The organism is Alcanivorax sp. DG881, from assembly GCF_000155615.1.
Lineage (GTDB): Bacteria > Pseudomonadota > Gammaproteobacteria > Pseudomonadales > Alcanivoracaceae > Alcanivorax.
Genome location: NZ_DS989915.1, coordinates 2733763 through 2749797, shown reverse-complemented (window position 1 = coordinate 2749797; position 16035 = coordinate 2733763). Strand labels below are relative to the sequence as shown.

17 protein-coding genes are annotated in these 16035 nt (G+C 58.3%); 9 read left to right on the top strand and 8 right to left on the bottom strand.

Translation table 11 applies throughout. From position 1 onward, the window contains the following. The first annotated feature begins 45 nt into the window (after nt 1-45). Both ADG881_RS12445 and ADG881_RS17260 read left to right on the top strand, forming a co-directional pair. Nucleotides 46-363 (top strand): DUF1244 domain-containing protein, encoded by a 318-nt coding sequence (locus ADG881_RS12445; RefSeq protein WP_007151407.1) that lies wholly within the window; start codon nt 46-48, stop codon nt 361-363. Nucleotides 364-395: 32 nt separating this feature from the next. After that, nucleotides 396-1034: a DUF4349 domain-containing protein gene (locus ADG881_RS17260; RefSeq protein ID WP_007148561.1), complete on the top strand. Its 639-nt coding sequence runs from the start codon at nt 396-398 to the stop codon at nt 1032-1034. A gap of 57 nt (nt 1035-1091) precedes the next feature. Here ADG881_RS17260 and ADG881_RS12435 read toward each other — a convergent pair whose 3' ends face one another. From ADG881_RS12435 to ADG881_RS12425, 3 genes are all read right to left on the bottom strand, one after another. Then, the gene (locus tag ADG881_RS12435; RefSeq protein WP_007151629.1) at nt 1092-2996 is read right to left on the bottom strand and encodes a choice-of-anchor I family protein; all 1905 of its coding nucleotides are present in this window, start codon (nt 2994-2996) and stop codon (nt 1092-1094) included. 262 nt (nt 2997-3258) lie between these two features. Then, nucleotides 3259-4686 carry an NAD(P)/FAD-dependent oxidoreductase gene (locus tag ADG881_RS12430; RefSeq protein WP_232211725.1) on the bottom strand — a complete coding sequence of 476 codons (1428 nt, stop codon included), beginning with the start codon at nt 4684-4686 and terminating at the stop codon, nt 3259-3261. A gap of 198 nt (nt 4687-4884) precedes the next feature. Beyond that, on the bottom strand, nt 4885-5811 hold the full coding sequence (locus ADG881_RS12425; protein ID WP_007150365.1) for a hypothetical protein: 927 nt from the start codon (nt 5809-5811) through the stop codon (nt 4885-4887). 179 nt (nt 5812-5990) lie between these two features. On the opposite strand from ADG881_RS12425, the gene ADG881_RS12420 reads away from it, so the two are divergent. The 3 genes from ADG881_RS12420 (at nt 5991) to ADG881_RS12410 (ending at nt 8490) form a co-directional block, all read left to right on the top strand. Then, nucleotides 5991-6611, top strand: a complete 621-nt coding sequence (locus tag ADG881_RS12420; RefSeq protein ID WP_007149869.1) for a TetR/AcrR family transcriptional regulator — start codon at nt 5991-5993, stop codon at nt 6609-6611. A gap of 54 nt (nt 6612-6665) precedes the next feature. Further along, on the top strand, nt 6666-7154 hold the full coding sequence (locus tag ADG881_RS12415) for a DUF4282 domain-containing protein (RefSeq protein WP_007150640.1): 489 nt from the start codon (nt 6666-6668) through the stop codon (nt 7152-7154). Nucleotides 7155-7524: 370 nt separating this feature from the next. Next, nucleotides 7525-8490, top strand: coding sequence for a nitronate monooxygenase family protein (locus tag ADG881_RS12410; protein WP_007150945.1), 966 nt, complete (start codon nt 7525-7527; stop codon nt 8488-8490). Between the two features lie 224 nt (nt 8491-8714). Here ADG881_RS12410 and ADG881_RS12405 read toward each other — a convergent pair whose 3' ends face one another. Together ADG881_RS12405 and ADG881_RS12400 are read right to left on the bottom strand one after the other, a co-directional pair. Further along, nucleotides 8715-10214 carry an NAD(P)/FAD-dependent oxidoreductase gene (locus tag ADG881_RS12405; protein ID WP_007150046.1) on the bottom strand — a complete coding sequence of 500 codons (1500 nt, stop codon included), beginning with the start codon at nt 10212-10214 and terminating at the stop codon, nt 8715-8717. A 235-nt stretch (nt 10215-10449) separates the two neighbouring features. Continuing rightward, nucleotides 10450-10848 (bottom strand): hypothetical protein, encoded by a 399-nt coding sequence (locus ADG881_RS12400; protein WP_155131905.1) that lies wholly within the window; start codon nt 10846-10848, stop codon nt 10450-10452. A gap of 179 nt (nt 10849-11027) precedes the next feature. Here ADG881_RS12400 and ADG881_RS12395 point away from each other — a divergent pair, with 179 nt between their 5' ends. Next, a complete protein-coding gene (locus ADG881_RS12395; protein WP_007150877.1) occupies nt 11028-11270 on the top strand; it encodes a hypothetical protein in 243 nt (80 codons plus the stop codon). Between the two features lie 16 nt (nt 11271-11286). Here ADG881_RS12395 and ADG881_RS12390 read toward each other — a convergent pair whose 3' ends face one another. From ADG881_RS12390 to nudE, 3 genes are all read right to left on the bottom strand, one after another. Then, entirely contained in the window at nt 11287-12174 is an 888-nt protein-coding gene (locus ADG881_RS12390) for an alpha/beta hydrolase (RefSeq protein ID WP_039926725.1), read from the bottom strand. A gap of 171 nt (nt 12175-12345) precedes the next feature. Next, nucleotides 12346-13161, bottom strand: coding sequence for a 3'(2'),5'-bisphosphate nucleotidase CysQ (cysQ, locus tag ADG881_RS12385; protein WP_156790410.1), 816 nt, complete (start codon nt 13159-13161; stop codon nt 12346-12348). Between the two features lie 186 nt (nt 13162-13347). Then, nucleotides 13348-13893: an ADP compounds hydrolase NudE gene (nudE, locus tag ADG881_RS12380; RefSeq protein ID WP_007149595.1), complete on the bottom strand. Its 546-nt coding sequence runs from the start codon at nt 13891-13893 to the stop codon at nt 13348-13350. 56 nt (nt 13894-13949) lie between these two features. Here nudE and yrfG point away from each other — a divergent pair, with 56 nt between their 5' ends. Genes yrfG through hslO form a run of 3 tightly spaced genes read left to right on the top strand, consistent with a single transcriptional unit; the run spans nt 13950 to nt 15911 of the window. After that, complete coding sequence (gene yrfG / locus ADG881_RS12375) at nt 13950-14603, top strand: GMP/IMP nucleotidase (protein WP_007150574.1); 654 nt, start codon at nt 13950-13952, stop codon at nt 14601-14603. Nucleotides 14604-14624: 21 nt separating this feature from the next. After that, the gene (locus ADG881_RS12370) at nt 14625-15011 is read left to right on the top strand and encodes an RNA-binding S4 domain-containing protein (protein ID WP_007149216.1); all 387 of its coding nucleotides are present in this window, start codon (nt 14625-14627) and stop codon (nt 15009-15011) included. 45 nt (nt 15012-15056) lie between these two features. After that, entirely contained in the window at nt 15057-15911 is an 855-nt protein-coding gene (gene hslO, locus ADG881_RS12365) for an Hsp33 family molecular chaperone HslO (protein WP_007150498.1), read from the top strand. Nucleotides 15912-16035: the final 124 nt, after the last annotated feature.

Below are 16035 nucleotides of genomic sequence, written 5' to 3'. Positions count from 1 at the left end.
TCCTACAGCGGCTTCGAATCTGGTGACGAGCACAAGGATAACTCCATGACCGACCTCGACCAGACCACCCGCACAGAAATGGAAGCCGCCACGTTTCGTCGTCTGCTCCAGCATCTGGATGAACACAAGGATGTGCAGAATATCGACCTGATGATCCTGGCGGATTTCTGCCGTAATTGTCTGGCCAAGTGGCTGATGGAAGCGGCCACCGAGCAAGGCGTGGAACTGGATTATGACGGCGCGCGGGAATACATCTACGGCATGCCCTTCTCGGAATGGAAATCGCTCTACCAGAAGCCTGCCAGCGAAGTTCAACTGGCTGCTTTTGAAGCCAGACAGGCGCAGAAAAAATCGACGACCTGATCACTGCGCCCACCAAACAAAAGGACTTTGTTATGCCGCGTCATCTTCCCTTGTTCATCGGCTTTTTCTCCCTCTTTCTACTCACCGCCTGCGCCAGCAACCCGCCCAGGGAGACAATGTCAGCGGATGCACCGGCAGGCCGGAAAATCGTTCGCAGTGCCTCACTCACCATCACGGTTGACGACCCTGCTGCCGAGGGCCGAAAAGCCACAGCGTTGATCCATTCGCACCATGGCGTCCTGTACAACCAGAACGATGAAGAACACCTGACCTGGATTAGCGCCGGCGTTCCCAGTCAGACACTCAACGCTCTACTCGCCGATCTGGGATCTCTGGGCACCGTAACCGATCAAACGCTCAGCCAGCAGGACATCACCGACCGCTATGCCGACAACGCGGCAAAGCTGACTAACCTCAAAGCGCTCAGAGATCGTTTGCGTGTCCTTCTGGACCGGGCTTCAAATGTGCAAGACGTGCTCGAGGTGGAACGGGAATTGACGCGGGTACAGGGGGAGATAGATGTTCTCGAAGGTCAGCTACAGCGCATGGATAAACAGGTGTCGCTGTCCAGCCTGTCCATAAGCCTGCAACGCAAGCGGGTATATGGCCCCCTGGGATACCTGTTCAAGGGCCTGGGCTGGCTGGGCGAAAAGCTGTTCATCATTCAATAACAGCGCCCAACCACCGAAACGATGGCGGCCAGCCGGCCGCCTCGCACCTTCCCTGGATTATTCGTTGAAGACACTCTGCACTTCATAGATGGCGGTAGAACCACTCACTTCGTTCCCCACTACCAGCAACGCCTTGCCGTTGGCTGAATCCGCTGCCGGAATGAACACCAACCCTTCCGGCCCCAGATCGCCATACCCTTCCAGGTTGCCCGCATCCGGGTCCACATCCCAGGTTTCGCGGCTGTTCAGGTAATCCTGGTAAACCGGCGCCATCGGGTCAGTAATGTCATACACCAGCACCCCGCCCATGCGTTCCAGCCCCAGGAACAGGAAATGCTTGTCGCCAATCTGGCCGATGGTCAGGCCTTCCGGTTCCGGCCCCTTGGCATCACTGCGGCTGTCCATGGCATCGCCTTCATCGTGGCCGGTGTTGAAGTAGTCGGCACAATCGATTGAACGGTCGGAGCCCAGCTTGCAGTCGTCGCTGGCCAGGAACTGCTCGATGGCGTCACCGCTATCAAACACCAGATCACCACTTTCATCGCGGATGGAGAAGGAACGGCCACCGTAGCTATATAGCGTGTCATACATGATGCGATCACCGGCAACCGCATCTTCTGTGCCGGCATCGTCGTACATTTTCGGGGAGCCATCCGCGTTGGTTTTATACCCCAACGTCCAGGTGATGTTCAGCCGGCCGAGAACGTCATCTTCCCGGCAATCACCGGAATCGCCCGCTTCAGCGCCGCAGTAACCGAAAACCGCCGGGTCCAGCAAGGCACCGTCGGCAAGCTCGCTCAGCTGAGGTGGCAGGTCATCACCACAGCGGCGCGCAAAACCACTGTTGTGCACCAGATGTTTCACCCGAAACTCTTCAACAAAACCCTGGCTGGCATCCGGCGTACAGGCTACCGGCGGTACCGCATCTTCATCCGCCTCTTCGCCCCAGTAGGCATCATTGTCCTCGCCCCAGGCGCGGGCATCACCTTCGTTGGCAGTCACCAGGTAGGTCTTGCCGTTAACGGTATAGCCATGAATCGAGTCTGGCAGATACAGCCCTACCACCCCGGCAAAGGTCTTGATGTCGATAACTTCATCGTCATCGCTGGCATCGATTCCATTACCAGCGATGCTACGATCCGTCTCGCCGAGGGTAACGATGTCAGTCACTGAAGCGGTAGCAATATCAATGATAGCCAGCGCATTGTTTTCTTGCAGGGTGACCCAGGCGGTCGCGCCATCAGCGGAGACCGCAATATATTCCGGCTCCAGATCCTGGGATGCAGAGGCGTCTGGCCCATAAATTCGTACCCCCTGACTACGCAGGGCATCTTCTTCACCGTTGTAGTCAGTGAAATCCGCTGTGCTCACCACCGGGTTGGCCGGGTCACTGAAATCCACAATGCTGATGGAACCGTCCGGGTCCGTCTGGTAATCATCGCTGGGCTCGCCCTCATTGGCGGTGAGCACGCGGGTTCCGTCCGGAGTAAATGCCACCATGTCTGGCTGGGCACCCACTTCCTCACTCCCCAACAGAGTCAGGTCACTGGCCTGATACAGCGCGACAAAACCGTTATCCGTTTTCGGGTCGGCCTCAATGGCCACCGCCACCAGACCATGGCTGGCCGCAACGCTGTTCACTTCCGCGCCCACCGCAATGCCTGCAGCACTGATCGCATCGATCTTGACCGGATTCTCAGGGTCACTCAGGTCCAGTACATCCAGCTCCCCCTGCTCCGCATTCACCACAAACAGGCGCTGGCTGGCCGCATCATAGGCCGGGATCTCGGCGGCGGAAGCATCAAAGCTGCCCGTGGAATAACGGCTCACATAGGACAACCGGATGCTGTCCGGTGTGCGCACCGCTTCATCGACAGCGGCATCAGACTCATTGCTGTCGCCACCACAGGCACTCAGCGTCGCGGCCAGAATCACACCGGCCCCCAGATACAAATGCTTCATCGGTTTCCCCTGTTATGTGCATGTTCCCCAAACGGATTGCTCAAAGGTTTTTACAGGGCGGGGATGAAGCCAGCACGACAGGGAAATGACGGCCTGATGACAGGCCCGCGGATCACCATGGGGGCATGCATAAGTCCCGCAGGTCGAATTCCCCCAAGGGCACAAAGAGCCAGAAAGGCGCAATCCGAGCGATGAACCATAAAAAAACGCGGCACCTGCCAGGCAGGGCCGCGTTCACCGGATGAAACCAGACTGATTCACATCAGGCGGTTTCGTAATCGTTCTCCTCGAAGTCGGCCATCTGCGCCGCGTACTGGGTGGCGAACCCGGGGTACATGGTGGCGTTGAAACCGTCTTCGGTGAGATACCAGCTCTTGCAGCCGGAATTCCAGTTGGTTTTCGCCAACCGTTTCTGCATGGCCTTGTTGTGCTTACGCTGAACGCTCTCTTTCACATCCAGCACCTTCAGGTCTTCCTGAAGAATTTTCTGCACCCCTTTCACGGCGTAATCGAGCTGGGATTCCATATACACCAGCGCAGAATTATGGCCAGGGCCGGAGTTGGGGCCAAAGGTCATGTAGAGGTTCGGATAGCCCGACACGTTAATGCTCTTATAGGCTTGAGCACCACCTTGCCACTCGTCGCCCAGGACGCGCCCCTTTCGCCCCTTCACCGGGAAAGGCGTCCCCGAATGGCTGACATCGAAACCGGTAGCGAAAACAATACAATCCACCTGATGCTCAATGCCTTCCACGGTACGGATGCCCTTTTCACTGATCCGGGCAATCGGCCAGGTAATCAGCTTGGCGTTATCCTTCTGCAGCGCCGGGTAGTAATCGTTGGATACCAGCACCCGCTTGCAGCCGATGGTGAAGTCCGGCGTCAGCTGACGACGCAGCCAGCGATCTTTCACTTGCCGGCGCAAATGCAAACGCGCTACGCGTTCGGCCACGCGGGTCAGTGGCGAGTTCCAGATAACGGCCAACGCCATACTCTCATGCGTCCAGTAGAGCAGGTTGCGCATGGCTTGCTGGCTGGCCGGCAGTTTTTCGAACAGCTTCTTGTTCCACTGCGGCGTGGCAAAATCCGGGCGCGGCATGACCCAGCCCGGGGTGCGCTGGAACACTTTTACATGTTTCGCCTGTTTCACCAGCTCGGGGATGATCTGGATGCCACTGGCGCCGGTGCCGATGACCGCCACTTTCTTGTCCGCGAAATCGTAATCGTGATCCCAGCGGGCACTGTGAATCTTGTGGCCCTTGAAATCTTCGATGCCCGTAATCGCCGGGAAGCTACAATTGGACAGCGGCCCCTGGGCCATCACCGCAGCACGGCCGGCAAACTTTTCACCTTTATCGGTGGTCGCGGTCCAGACGCCCTTCTTTTCATCGAAGGACAGGTCTTCCACGTTTTTCTCGAAACGGATGTGTGATTCCAGTTTGAACTCGGCCACCAGGTGATGGATATAACCGAGAATTTCCTCACTGCCCGAGAAGCTGCGCGACCAGTTGGGATTGGGCGCAAACGAATAGGAATACAGATTGGAAGGAATATCACAGGCCGCGCCCGGGTATTGATTGTCGCGCCAGGTGCCACCCACAGCGTTGGCACGCTCCAGGATCACAAAGTCGTCAATACCGGCCTGCTTGAGACGAATGGCCATCCCCAGCCCGGCAAACCCTGCGCCCACAATCAACACCGATACCGGTTTTACCGCCGGTACTTTTTTGCCGCAGGGCGCTTGGCCGTGGCGGAGCGTTTACGGGGGGCCGCCTTGCGAACGGCCTTTTTCGGAGAGGCAGAGGAGGTAGTCATAACAGGATCTCTTCAACAATCAGGAAAGCCTCGCCATGCGCACCGCACGCATGACGAGCCAGCATTGGCCGCATCAGGCAGTGGGCTGATAGGTCAGCTCTTTCACCCAGGAAGGCACCGCCGGCAGTGCCCGGCGCGGAATCAGGCCGGTCAGTTTGACCATGCCATCGACCGGCAGGTGATAGGCGCGGTTATTGCGATCCACCACGAATCTGGCATGCTGGCGAATCACCTGGAACCAGGGGTTGCGGCGGCCGTCTTCCGTACGCCCACCAATTTTTTCGAACTTGGCCATGGCGGCATACAGCCGCTCTTCCGGCAGTCCCATGGTGATGATGTTGTCGCGCATCTTGTTCAGCAATGGCACATAGGAAGCAATGCCCAGCATCAGGCGTGGGTCGAGCAACGGCGCCAGCATTTTGGCGGCACCAATAAAGGTTTTTCCGCGACCCTGCATTTCCATCACGCTGAAGCCCACCCCCAGATGCCGTGACTCATCGTCGTTGATTTTTTCAAAGGCCTGGTGGCAAACCGGATCTTTCACCGTCTCAAGAAGGAAGGTGCACAAGGCACCGTCAAGAGCGATTTCCAGCATCGGCACCACCGTACCCAACACATAAACCGGCATTTCGTCGCTGTAACGGTCCAGCCATTCGATCACCAGCCGCAGGTTGATGTTGGGCTCTGGAATCTCATCCCCTTCCAGCATGCCCCAGCGCTTCATCAGTGCCATTTCCGCATTGGCGTGGCGCTGCTCTTCCGCGTGAAAGTAGGTATAAATTTCACGCAGGGTGTCGGTGGGGGCTTTCTTGGCCATGGCAGCAAAAGCGCGGGCGCCAACGTGCTCAATCCACATCAGGTCGGCCATGAAGTCTTTCAGCTTGGGCCACTGCTCTTCGGTAATCAGTTCCGCGCCAGGGGCGTCCCAATCGATATCTGAAAGGGCCCACTGGGTGGACTTGATCTTAGCCAGCATTTTGTCCAGATCGATAGAAGCCATGATGCTCTCCTGTTATCGCGATACGATATTTCAGCCGGTTTAACGTCTATTCGGTGCGGCAGCACAGCTGACCACAATCCAGCGCCCTGGGGTGCTGCTGCATGCTCAAGGCTTTACTGTTACATTGCTCGGTGTAACAATAAATCGAATGCTTGTTCGGATTCAATTCGGAAACAGATATGGCACGCAAACCCAAACAACAGCGCTCCAAGGCCACCGTCGACGCCATCGTCGAGGCCGCCCTGATTGCCATTGCCCGGCAAGGGCCTTCAGCCACCACCGCCCGCCAGGTGGCGGATATTGCCGGCATCGGCGTGGGCTCGCTGTATGAATACTTCGAAGACAAGGACGCCATTTTCAATGCCGCCGGCGCCCGCTTTGTGGACGACACCGTGGCCATGATCAAGCCACTGATTCCGGAGCTGGTGCGGATGAACATCCGCGATGCGGTGAGCAAGCTGCTGTTCACCTTTCGGGATTTCCTCGAAGAGAACAACCAGATTTATCTGAAATGTGCCCGGCACGCCTTCAGTCAGGACATGGTGATGCATCAGGAGCCCATCAATCGGGCCTTGATGGACCTGTTTACTCAATACCTGATGCATCACCCGGAGCTGCTGCGGATGCCCAATATTCCGGCGGTGGCCTATTTCTATATCAACGGTGGCATTTTCACCGTGATCCGCCATCTCTCCGAAGAAAAACCGACCCAGAGCTTTGAGGAGCTCACCATGGTCTTCGGGGATTTTCTCGCCAGTTATGCAGAGCACAAACTGGGGGCCAGCAACGCCACGCAATAGCACCAAGGGCCCCGAAGCCGAACACCACAACCAACAATAAAACCAGGAGGCACCATGCAGACGCCCAACCCGGAAACGCCACCCTCTGGAACATCGCGCATTCCCAACCTGGCAGACTGGCGTTTCAACCGCTATCTGACCATGCAGCTGATGCCGCTGTTCTATCTGCTGCTGATTGTCGGCGCACTGGTCGTGGTGGTCAGTGTGGTCGGCCTGTGCTTCTGGTTTTCCACGCTGGCGGGCATCATCGCCACCGCCATCGCCCCGCTGGCACTGCTGGTCATCGTGGCGGTAATTCGGGCAGCACTGGAATACATGATCATGGCGCACCGCATCATGCGCATCATCGAACGCATGGATGCCCTGCCCGGGCAGGTGGCGGACTTGTCCGTGCGCGTCGATGGCATTACCGACCATGTGGATCTGCTCAATGATCACGTCAACGACATCCATGAAACCCTGATGCACGTGCGCCCCTTTTTGCGTTCGGCCGGCCTGCCCAGCCGCCTGCTGAATGCCTTCCGGGGCCACCCGGACAAGTAAGATTTATCGCGAATAAACCTTACTTTGCCAAACGCCCGGCGCCGGATGCCTGACGTAAAACCCCATAGCCTGAAAGACTGCCGCTATTGCGGTCTCTCCTGCTGAGGGATATTCAGGGAATATCGGGTAAGGCCTTGTGCGCAAAGAGCATGGCGGCCAGGATTTTCAGGTTTTGAATACCCGCGTCTGCCGTCGGGCATTCGGCTTCCAGCGGTGGTCAGGGCTGGCAGGCCTGGGCAGCACGTCCATATTCGCGCCCTGATTGTCGCTTCCCGGTGCTGACATCGCCGCAGCTATATCGCACTATTGTGCCCCTGAAAGCGCCCCGCCTTTTCCCGGTGGCGCTCACCGTGAGAGTTGAGGAGTTCCCATGGCCCTACCTGCCTCCCTGCAAAACAGCCTGCAGCTGCCCGTTGTGGCATCGCCCATGTTCATTGTTTCCAACCCGGATCTGGTCATTGCCCAGTGCAAAGCCGGCATTGTTGGCTCTTTTCCTGCGCTGAATGCCCGCCCTGCGGAAGAACTGGAAGTGTGGCTCAAGCGTATTACCGAAGAGCTGGATGCCTGGAACCAGGCCAACCCTGACAAGCCTGCCGCCCCCTTCGCGGTCAACCAGATTGTGCACAAGTCCAATAACCGGCTGGAGCACGACCTGGAAATGTGCGTGAAGTACAAGGTGCCCATCGTGATCACTTCCCTGGGGGCCCGGGTGGATGTGAACGAAGCCATCCACAGCTATGGCGGCCTGGTGTTTCACGACATCATCAATAACTTCTTCGCCAAAAAAGCCATCGAGAAAGGTGCTGATGGCCTGATCGCCGTGGCTTCAGGCGCGGGCGGGCATGCCGGCACCCTGTCGCCACTGGCGCTGGTGCAGGAAATCCGTGAATGGTTCGACGGCCCGCTGCTGCTTTCCGGCGCCATCGCCACAGGCGATTCAGTGCTGGCCGCCCAGGCCATGGGCGCCGACCTGGGCTACATCGGCTCCGCCTTCATCGCTACCGATGAAGCCAATGCCGACGAACGCTATAAACAGTCCATCGTGGACGGCAGCGCCAACGACATTATCTATTCCAACCTGTTCACCGGCGTCCATGGCAACTACCTGCGCAATTCCATTGAAGCGGCAGGCCTGGACCCGGAAAACCTGCCGGAAAGCGATCCGTCCAAAATGGATTTCGGTGATGGCAGCTCCAAAGCCTGGAAGGACATCTGGGGCAGCGGCCAGGGCATCGGTGCGGTGAAGAAGATCGGCCCGGCTGCCGATCTGATCGCGCGCCTGAAGCAAGAATACTCCGCCGCCCGCCAGCGCATGGAAGCGTTGCCCTGGAAATAAAGTGTCGAGTTAAAAGTTCAAAGTTGAAAAGCGCGAACAGGACAGGTGGCTAAGCGTCTCTGGCTCTGCCCGCGCAGGCAAACTGATGAACAATAAAAAGGCCGCACCCTCTACAGGATGCGGCCTTTTTTGTGGGCGGCGCGAAGCACTACCCTAACCCGGCAACACTACTGCTTAACCACTCTTTTCCTTTTAACTTTTAACTTTTAACTTTTAACTTTGATTCAGGATCCCAGTAACGACGCCACCAACCCTTTCTTTTTCACCGGCTGATGGTTATCGAACTCCAGAACCCCGTCATCAATGGCGCCAAAACGCAGCTTGGGCATATCAACCATGTAATTCTGCACCACCATCCACGGCTGCTTGGAGCCCTGACGAGGCAGGCGGTCATTGGCCCGCTGGATGTAGCCAGACTGCAAGCCAAGGAAATTCTCGTCGGTGATGCAGTTATCCTTGTCACGGGGAATCACGGTCTGGGCACCGGTTTTTTCCATATGGTTGAGCAAGCGGCACACGTACTCGCACACCAGGTCCGCTTTCAGGGTCCAGGACGAGTTGGTGTAACCAAACACCAACGCCATGTTGGGCACATCGCGCAGCATCATGCCCTTATAGACCAGTGATTCACGCGGCTCCACCGGCTTGCCATCGATAGTCCCTTCCACGCCACCCAACATCTGAACGTTGAGACCGGTCGCGGTGATGATGATATCGGCTTCCAGCGCCTTACCTGACTTGAGCAGGATGCCGGTCTCGGTGAAACGCTCAATGTGATCGGTAACGATCTCGGCCTCACCGCGACGCAACGTCTTGAACAAATCGCCATTGGGCACGGCACACAAACGCTCGTCCCACGGATTGTAGCTTGGGCGGAAGTGGGTCATATCCACGTCATCACCCAGCTGACGCTTGGCCGCTGCCAACAAGGCTCGGCGCACCAGCTTGGGACGCTGCTTGGATAACTTGTACACCATACGCTGAAGCCCGATGTTGCGGGCACGGGCTAGGCGGTAAACCATCATCTCCGGCATAAAGCGACGCATGCCCACCGAGATCGGGTCCACTTCCGGCACCGTGGCAATATAGGTCGGCGAACGTTGCAACATGGTAACGTTGGCGCCTTCTTTGGCCATGGCCGGCACCAGGGTGACGGCAGTAGCGCCGGAACCGATCACCACCACTTTCTTGCCTTTGTAATCCAGGTTTTCCGGCCAGTGCTGCGGATGAATCACCTGGCCCTTGAAGTCTTTCTCGCCGGGGAAATCCGGTTTGTAGCCTTCGTCGTAGTTATAGTAACCGCTACAGGAGAACAGGAAGTTGGCGGTAAAGGTTTCCTGCTCGCCGGTCTTCTCGTTGATGGTTTCCACCGCCCAGTGATTGTCAGCGCTGGACCAGTTCGCCTTGATCACCTTGCGACCAAAACGGATATGTTTTTTAACGTCATACTCTTCCGCGGTCTCTTCCACGTACTGGCGAATCGAGTTGCCATCGGCCAATACCTTGGGCTCGGTCCAGGGGCGAAAGCTGTAGCCCAGAGTAAACATGTCGGAATCAGAACGAATGCCCGGGTACTTGAACAGGTCCCAGGTGCCGCCGATGCGTTCGCGACGCTCCAGGATAGCGTAGGTGCGATTCGGCGCCTTGCGGGTTAAATGGCAAGCGGCACCAATACCGGAAAGGCCGGCGCCAACAATCAGTACATCAACGTGTTTATTGGACATATTCTTTACCTCCAGCCGCTCGGGCTGCCTGATCCTCGCAGTGCAAACATTGACATTGGCCAATGGCACGTTTCAATGGATGACAGAATAGCCGTACTGGAGGGTATGAGAAAAGGCCAAAACGGGCCGTTAATTGACTTTGGAGCCCGGGAAAAGTGCCGCTACGGACGAAGGCGAGGCGCAACCGGCATGAACACTGGCGTTGATCGACAACCCGGAGGGGCAATATTTCCGGTCAGTAGCGCCCGGCGTTCTGCTCCAGGCAGTCCTGCTTGAAAGCCTGAATCATGTAACTCTGGGTCCGGCGCTGGGTAGCATACTCCGGGTAAGCCCACAGCCGCCGGTCGTTCTCCACCCGGCGCGGCTGGTAACTGATGCCTTTACTGCGCAATAACTTGTCCGTGAGCGCATCACGCTGGTCACTGCCCAGGTTGGCAGCCAACTGGCGAACACAGGACTCATAACCGGCAATCAGGGCGAACTGCTCGGCCGAGTAGTTGAAATCGCCGGCACGCACCGTGACCACCAGGCTCAGCAACAATGCCACCCGCCCCAGCCAGCAGACCACTCCACTGCGGCCCTGCTGTCCCATCGGCTGGCCAGGCTCATTTATCTGCATATCAACGCTACTCATTGATTTTCATAGAAATATGGCACGTTAGAACCAATGTCAAAGTGCCATTATCTTTTTGTGATCTTTAACACACTGGTTACATAACCGGCTGTGCATACTCCCACCTGACCTCGGGGGAGGTCACCCCTGGCACCGGCCAATACGGTCCCGCCAATGACAATAACGAAACGGGTACTGGCATGTTCAATTTAGAAAACCTGTGGCATACCGCCGGATCACACCCCTGGCTCTGGATTCCCCTTTCCTGCGCAGCGCTGATTAGCCTGGTGCTGTGGAGCGGTCGCATTCGACAACCCAGCGCCATTAACCTGCTGGCCATTGGCCTGGTGCTGCCTGCCATCAACCTGAGCCTGGTGGCGACCAGCGCGGTGATGGTGTCCAACCAGCTGTCGCTGGACCTGGCGACCCTTCTGCCTTTCTAGGCATCATTAAGCGACGCTAGCTCTCCAGGTCCCGCAAAAACGCCAGTTGATCCGCCAGGCTGATCTCCCGGGCCTCGCCCTGATAGATATCAAAATGGCCCACCGGGTAGCGCTTCACGCTGGGCCTTGCCATGGCCGCGGCCGCTTTTTCTGCGGCGCTGGCCGGCGCCACGGTATCGGTCTCACAAATCAGGATCAGCGCCGGGCAGGTTACCTTGCTGGCCTGGGTCACAGGCCGGAATAGCGGCAACGCCAGGGCAATTCGCCCCGCGACTTCATTGGGCACATGCGCCGGCATCAGCGCGGTATAACCGTCATAGGCGTCGTGACTGGACATGGCGGCCAGCTCACCGGGCCGCCCCGCCGAAGGCAGCATTTTGGGCCCCAGACCCAGCGCACTGCTGCCCACATCCCACAGGCCGATGCCGGTCATTTTCAGCGCCTGCCCGATGCCCGCATAACGGATCACCTCCATTACCGACGCCATGCCGTCCATCATCGGGCACTGGGCAATAATGCCGGCCACCGGCTCCCGGGTCGCCACGGCAGTGACCAGGCCACCACCAAAAGACGTCCCCCACAGCACGATGCGTTGGTTATCCACTTCCTCAAGCTTGCGCACACAGGCCAGCGCCGCTTGCCAGTCCGCCACTTCCCGGTGGGGCAACAACACCTGACGCGGCATCCCTTCACTTTCACCGAAGTGACGGTAGTCGAACAGGAACACCGCGTAACCGGCCTCGAGAAAAGCGTCGCGAAACGGCGCCAACCCGCATTCCTTGGTGAGGCCAAACCCGTGCCCCATGACCACCGTCAGGAAAGGGCCTTTCCCCTCGGGCAGATACAGATCCCCCCGGCAGGATTGCCCCTCACTGACGAAACGTAATTCACGCATTGCGCTCATGGAAACTCCTTGTCTGGTATAGCTGACGCCAATCATAAAACCGCAGGGTGGAAAATGCCGATCAGGCCTCCCCCCCTTTTGACTGCATTGCAATGCAGCATGCGTTTGTGACGTGGCTGCACCCCTGTCTTCAGGTTCTACTCTTTAGCGTCATGCTTCATGCATCTGGCTTCAAGCGTTCAACGCCGGGGCGATAAAACGCCATTCTTCAATGCTCTGCCCCAGCACCAGGAAGTGCGGATTGAGAATATCTTCCTTATTGTACTGCAACGGCTCGAAGGCGGTGTTCACCACCACCCCGCCCGCAGCCGTCACCACCGCGTGGGCGGCGGCGGTATCCCACTCGCTGGTGGGCGCCAGGCGCGGGTAAATGTCCGCGCTGCCTTCCGCCACCAGGCACAGCTTCAGCGACGACCCCATGGAGGCGCGCTCCACCTCGCCCACTTCGTCACGGATAAAGGCTTCCAGCTTTTCCACCGCCTCGCCACCATGGCTACGGCTGGCGACCATTACCACCGGCGTGGTGCGGGCACGGCATTGAATCGCCTGGCGCTCACCGTTGTGCTCTTTAAAGGCACCCACACCCTGGCCGCCCAGGTAGGTCACTGCCGTTACCGGCACATGCACCACGCCCAGCACCGGGGTCTCGCCTTCCACCAGCGCGATGTTGACGGTGAACTCACCATTACGCTTGATAAATTCCTTGGTGCCATCCAGCGGGTCCACCAGCCAGAAGCGCGGCCAGTCCTTGCGATCCGCATAGGCAATGCCGCCGGATTCTTCGGAAAACACCGGGATATCCGGGGTCAGCGCCTGCAGGCGGGCCTCAATAATCTTGTGCGCCGCCATATCCGCCTCGGTAATGGGCGACTTGTCATCCTTGGTTTCTACCCCCAGATCATCACGCTCATAGACAGCCAGAATGGCGTCCCCCGCTTCACGGGCAATCTCGGCAAGCGGTTCCAGCAGGGTATTAAAATCAGTCATCGGGTTTTCCATTTCTCTATGTTGAATTCTGGGCGGAGTTCAAAGTTGAAAGTTCAAAAGCGCGAAGACAGCCCATCGTTGATGGCGGGTTAGTGCTTCGCGCTGCTGAACCAGGAATGTGAAGCGCGGACGGGGCATATATCGGGAGGCCCAGCTCACCCGCGCTTTTCAACTTTAAACTTGCAACTATCTTTTCTCTAACAACCGTTTGGTCATTAATAACGCTGCGATCACCCGCGCCTCGGTCACATCGTCACGTTCGATCAAACGATCCAGCTCTGACAGTTTCCAGGGCACCACATCCAGTTCCTCCGGCTCATCGCCGGGCAGGGATTCTTCGTACAGGTCTTCCGCCAGCACCACCTTGATGCGGTGTCCCATATAACCGGGGGACAGAGTCATCTCTTTCATCAGACTCAGCTGCCGCGCGCCGTAACCGGCTTCTTCCTTTAACTCCCGGTTGGCCGCATCACGCCAGTCTTCACCGTGTTCGTAAGCCCCCTTGGGCAGGGTCAACTCATAACTCTCGGTGCCTGCGCCATATTCCCGGATCATCACCACGGTGTCGTCATCCAGCAGGGGCACCATCATCACCCCCGCGATCGGCGGGGTGCGCAAACGCTCGTAGGTGCGCTCAACGCCGTTGGAGAAGCGCAGGTGAAGCTCTTCGATCCCGAACAGCCGGCTCTTTGCTATCAGCCGGGTGTCGAGAATCTCCGGTTTCTCATCCATAATTACCTCTGAGCCTACTAACCGAGGCAAGACTAACCCGAACACGCAGGAAATTCATGATTGACTGGCAATCCGTCGACACCGTGCTGCTGGATATGGACGGCACCCTGCTGGACCTGCAATTCGACAACTGGTTCTGGCAACAACACGTGCCCGACTGCTACGCCCGGGAAAAGGGGCTGGAGCAGACCGAGGCCAACCGCATTATCCACGACTGGATCACCAGCCACCAAGGCACCCTGAACTGGTACTGCCTGGATTTCTGGACCGCCGAGCTGGGTCTGGAAATTGCCGGCTTGAAAAGAGCCGCTGGCGACCGCATCTCCGTGCGGCCGGGAGCAGAAGCCTTTCTGCAAAAGCTTCAGGCCTCGGACAAGCAAGTGATCATGGTCACCAATGCCCACCGCGATGCACTGCACTTAAAGCTCGAACGCACCGGCATTGACCAGTATTTCGACGAGCTGGTGTCCAGCCACGACTACGGCCACCCCAAGGAAGTCCAGGCGTTCTGGCAGCACCTGCAGCGGCACCTGCCCTTTGAGCCGGGCCGCGCACTGCTGGTGGACGACTCCCTGCCGGTATTGCACAGCGCCCGGCAATACGGCATTGGCCAGCCGGTGAGTATTCTGCACCCGGATTCCAGCCTGCCCAAACGGCTTGATACGGACCCGTTTCCGGCCATTGATGACTTCCTGGCCGTGCTGCCCTGACGGCCAGCTCCGGAGAAACCGATGGAAAGCGTACGCATAGATTCCTGGCTCTGGGCCGCCCGGTTCTTCAAGACCCGCACCCTGGCCAAAACCGCCGTGGAAGGCGGCAAGATCCATATCGATGGCAGCCGCACCAAGCCCAGCAAGGCGGTGCAGCCCGGCCAGACGGTGACCATTACCAAGGGCACCGAACATTTCGAGGTCATCGTCCGCGATCTGAGCAGCAAGCGCGGCCCGGCCAAGGTGGCCCAGACGCTCTATGAAGAAACCCCGGAAAGCGTGGCCAAACGGGAGATGAACAGCGAGCAGCGAAAACTGGCCCGGGCCGCAACCGCCGCTCCGGACCACAAACCCAGTAAAAAGGAACGCCGGGATATCCAGCGCTTCAAACGAGACAATCTGGAATAACGATTTTCACGGTGGCGTCACCGCGATCAACCTCAGGACATCATCATGCAAGACCACAAGCAGCGCTTCCTTTTCCCCGACTCCGACATTCGTGGCGAACTGGTACAGGTAGAAAGCAGCGTCAGCCGTATCCTTGAAGGCCACAGCTACCCGCTGCCCGTACAGGGGCTGATCGGCGAGGCGGTCGCGGCGGTGGCCCTGCTAGCCAGCACCCTCAAGTTCAAGGGCCGGCTGGCCCTGCAGGCCCAGGGCAAAGGCCCGGTATCGCTGCTATTGGCCGAATGCAGCCACGACGGTGAGCTGCGCGCACTGGCCCGCCACAGCGACGGCCAGGACTGGAGCCATGGAGACATTCAGACACTGATCGGCGAAGGCACCATGGTGATCACCATCACCCCGGATCAGGGCCGCCAGTACCAGGGTATCGTCCCGCTCAGCGGCGACACCCTGGCAGAATGTCTGCAAGGCTATTTCCAGCAATCCGAACAGCTGCCGACCTCCCTGTGGCTGGCCAGTGGCAACAATCGCGCCGCCGGCCTGCTGCTGCAGCGCCTGCCCAACCAGCTTGCCACCACCGACGGCAACAACCAGATGTGGGAACACTTGGATGCACTGGCCAGCACCCTGCAAATGGAAGAACTGCTGAACCTGGATGACCAGACCATCCTCCACCGGCTGTTCCACGACACCCCGCCCCAGCTACCGGACGCCCAGCCGCTGCAATTCGGCTGCACCTGCTCCCGGGACCGTAACCGCAATGCACTGATTTCCCTGGGCAATCAGGAGCTGCAGCAATTACTGGACGAAGACGGCGAAGTCACCCTGACCTGCGATTTCTGCCGTCACCAGGAGCATTTTGACGCGGTGGACCTGGCGGAGATGATCCGGGAAGGCAATTAATAACTCGCGATTTTGTTCTGTCTGACCTGAAACGCAAGAGGCCGCGCCCATAGCCTGGGTGCGGCCTCTTGCGTTCCGAGGCAAGGCCTAGCGGCCCCGCGCAACTATTCACTATTCATTATTA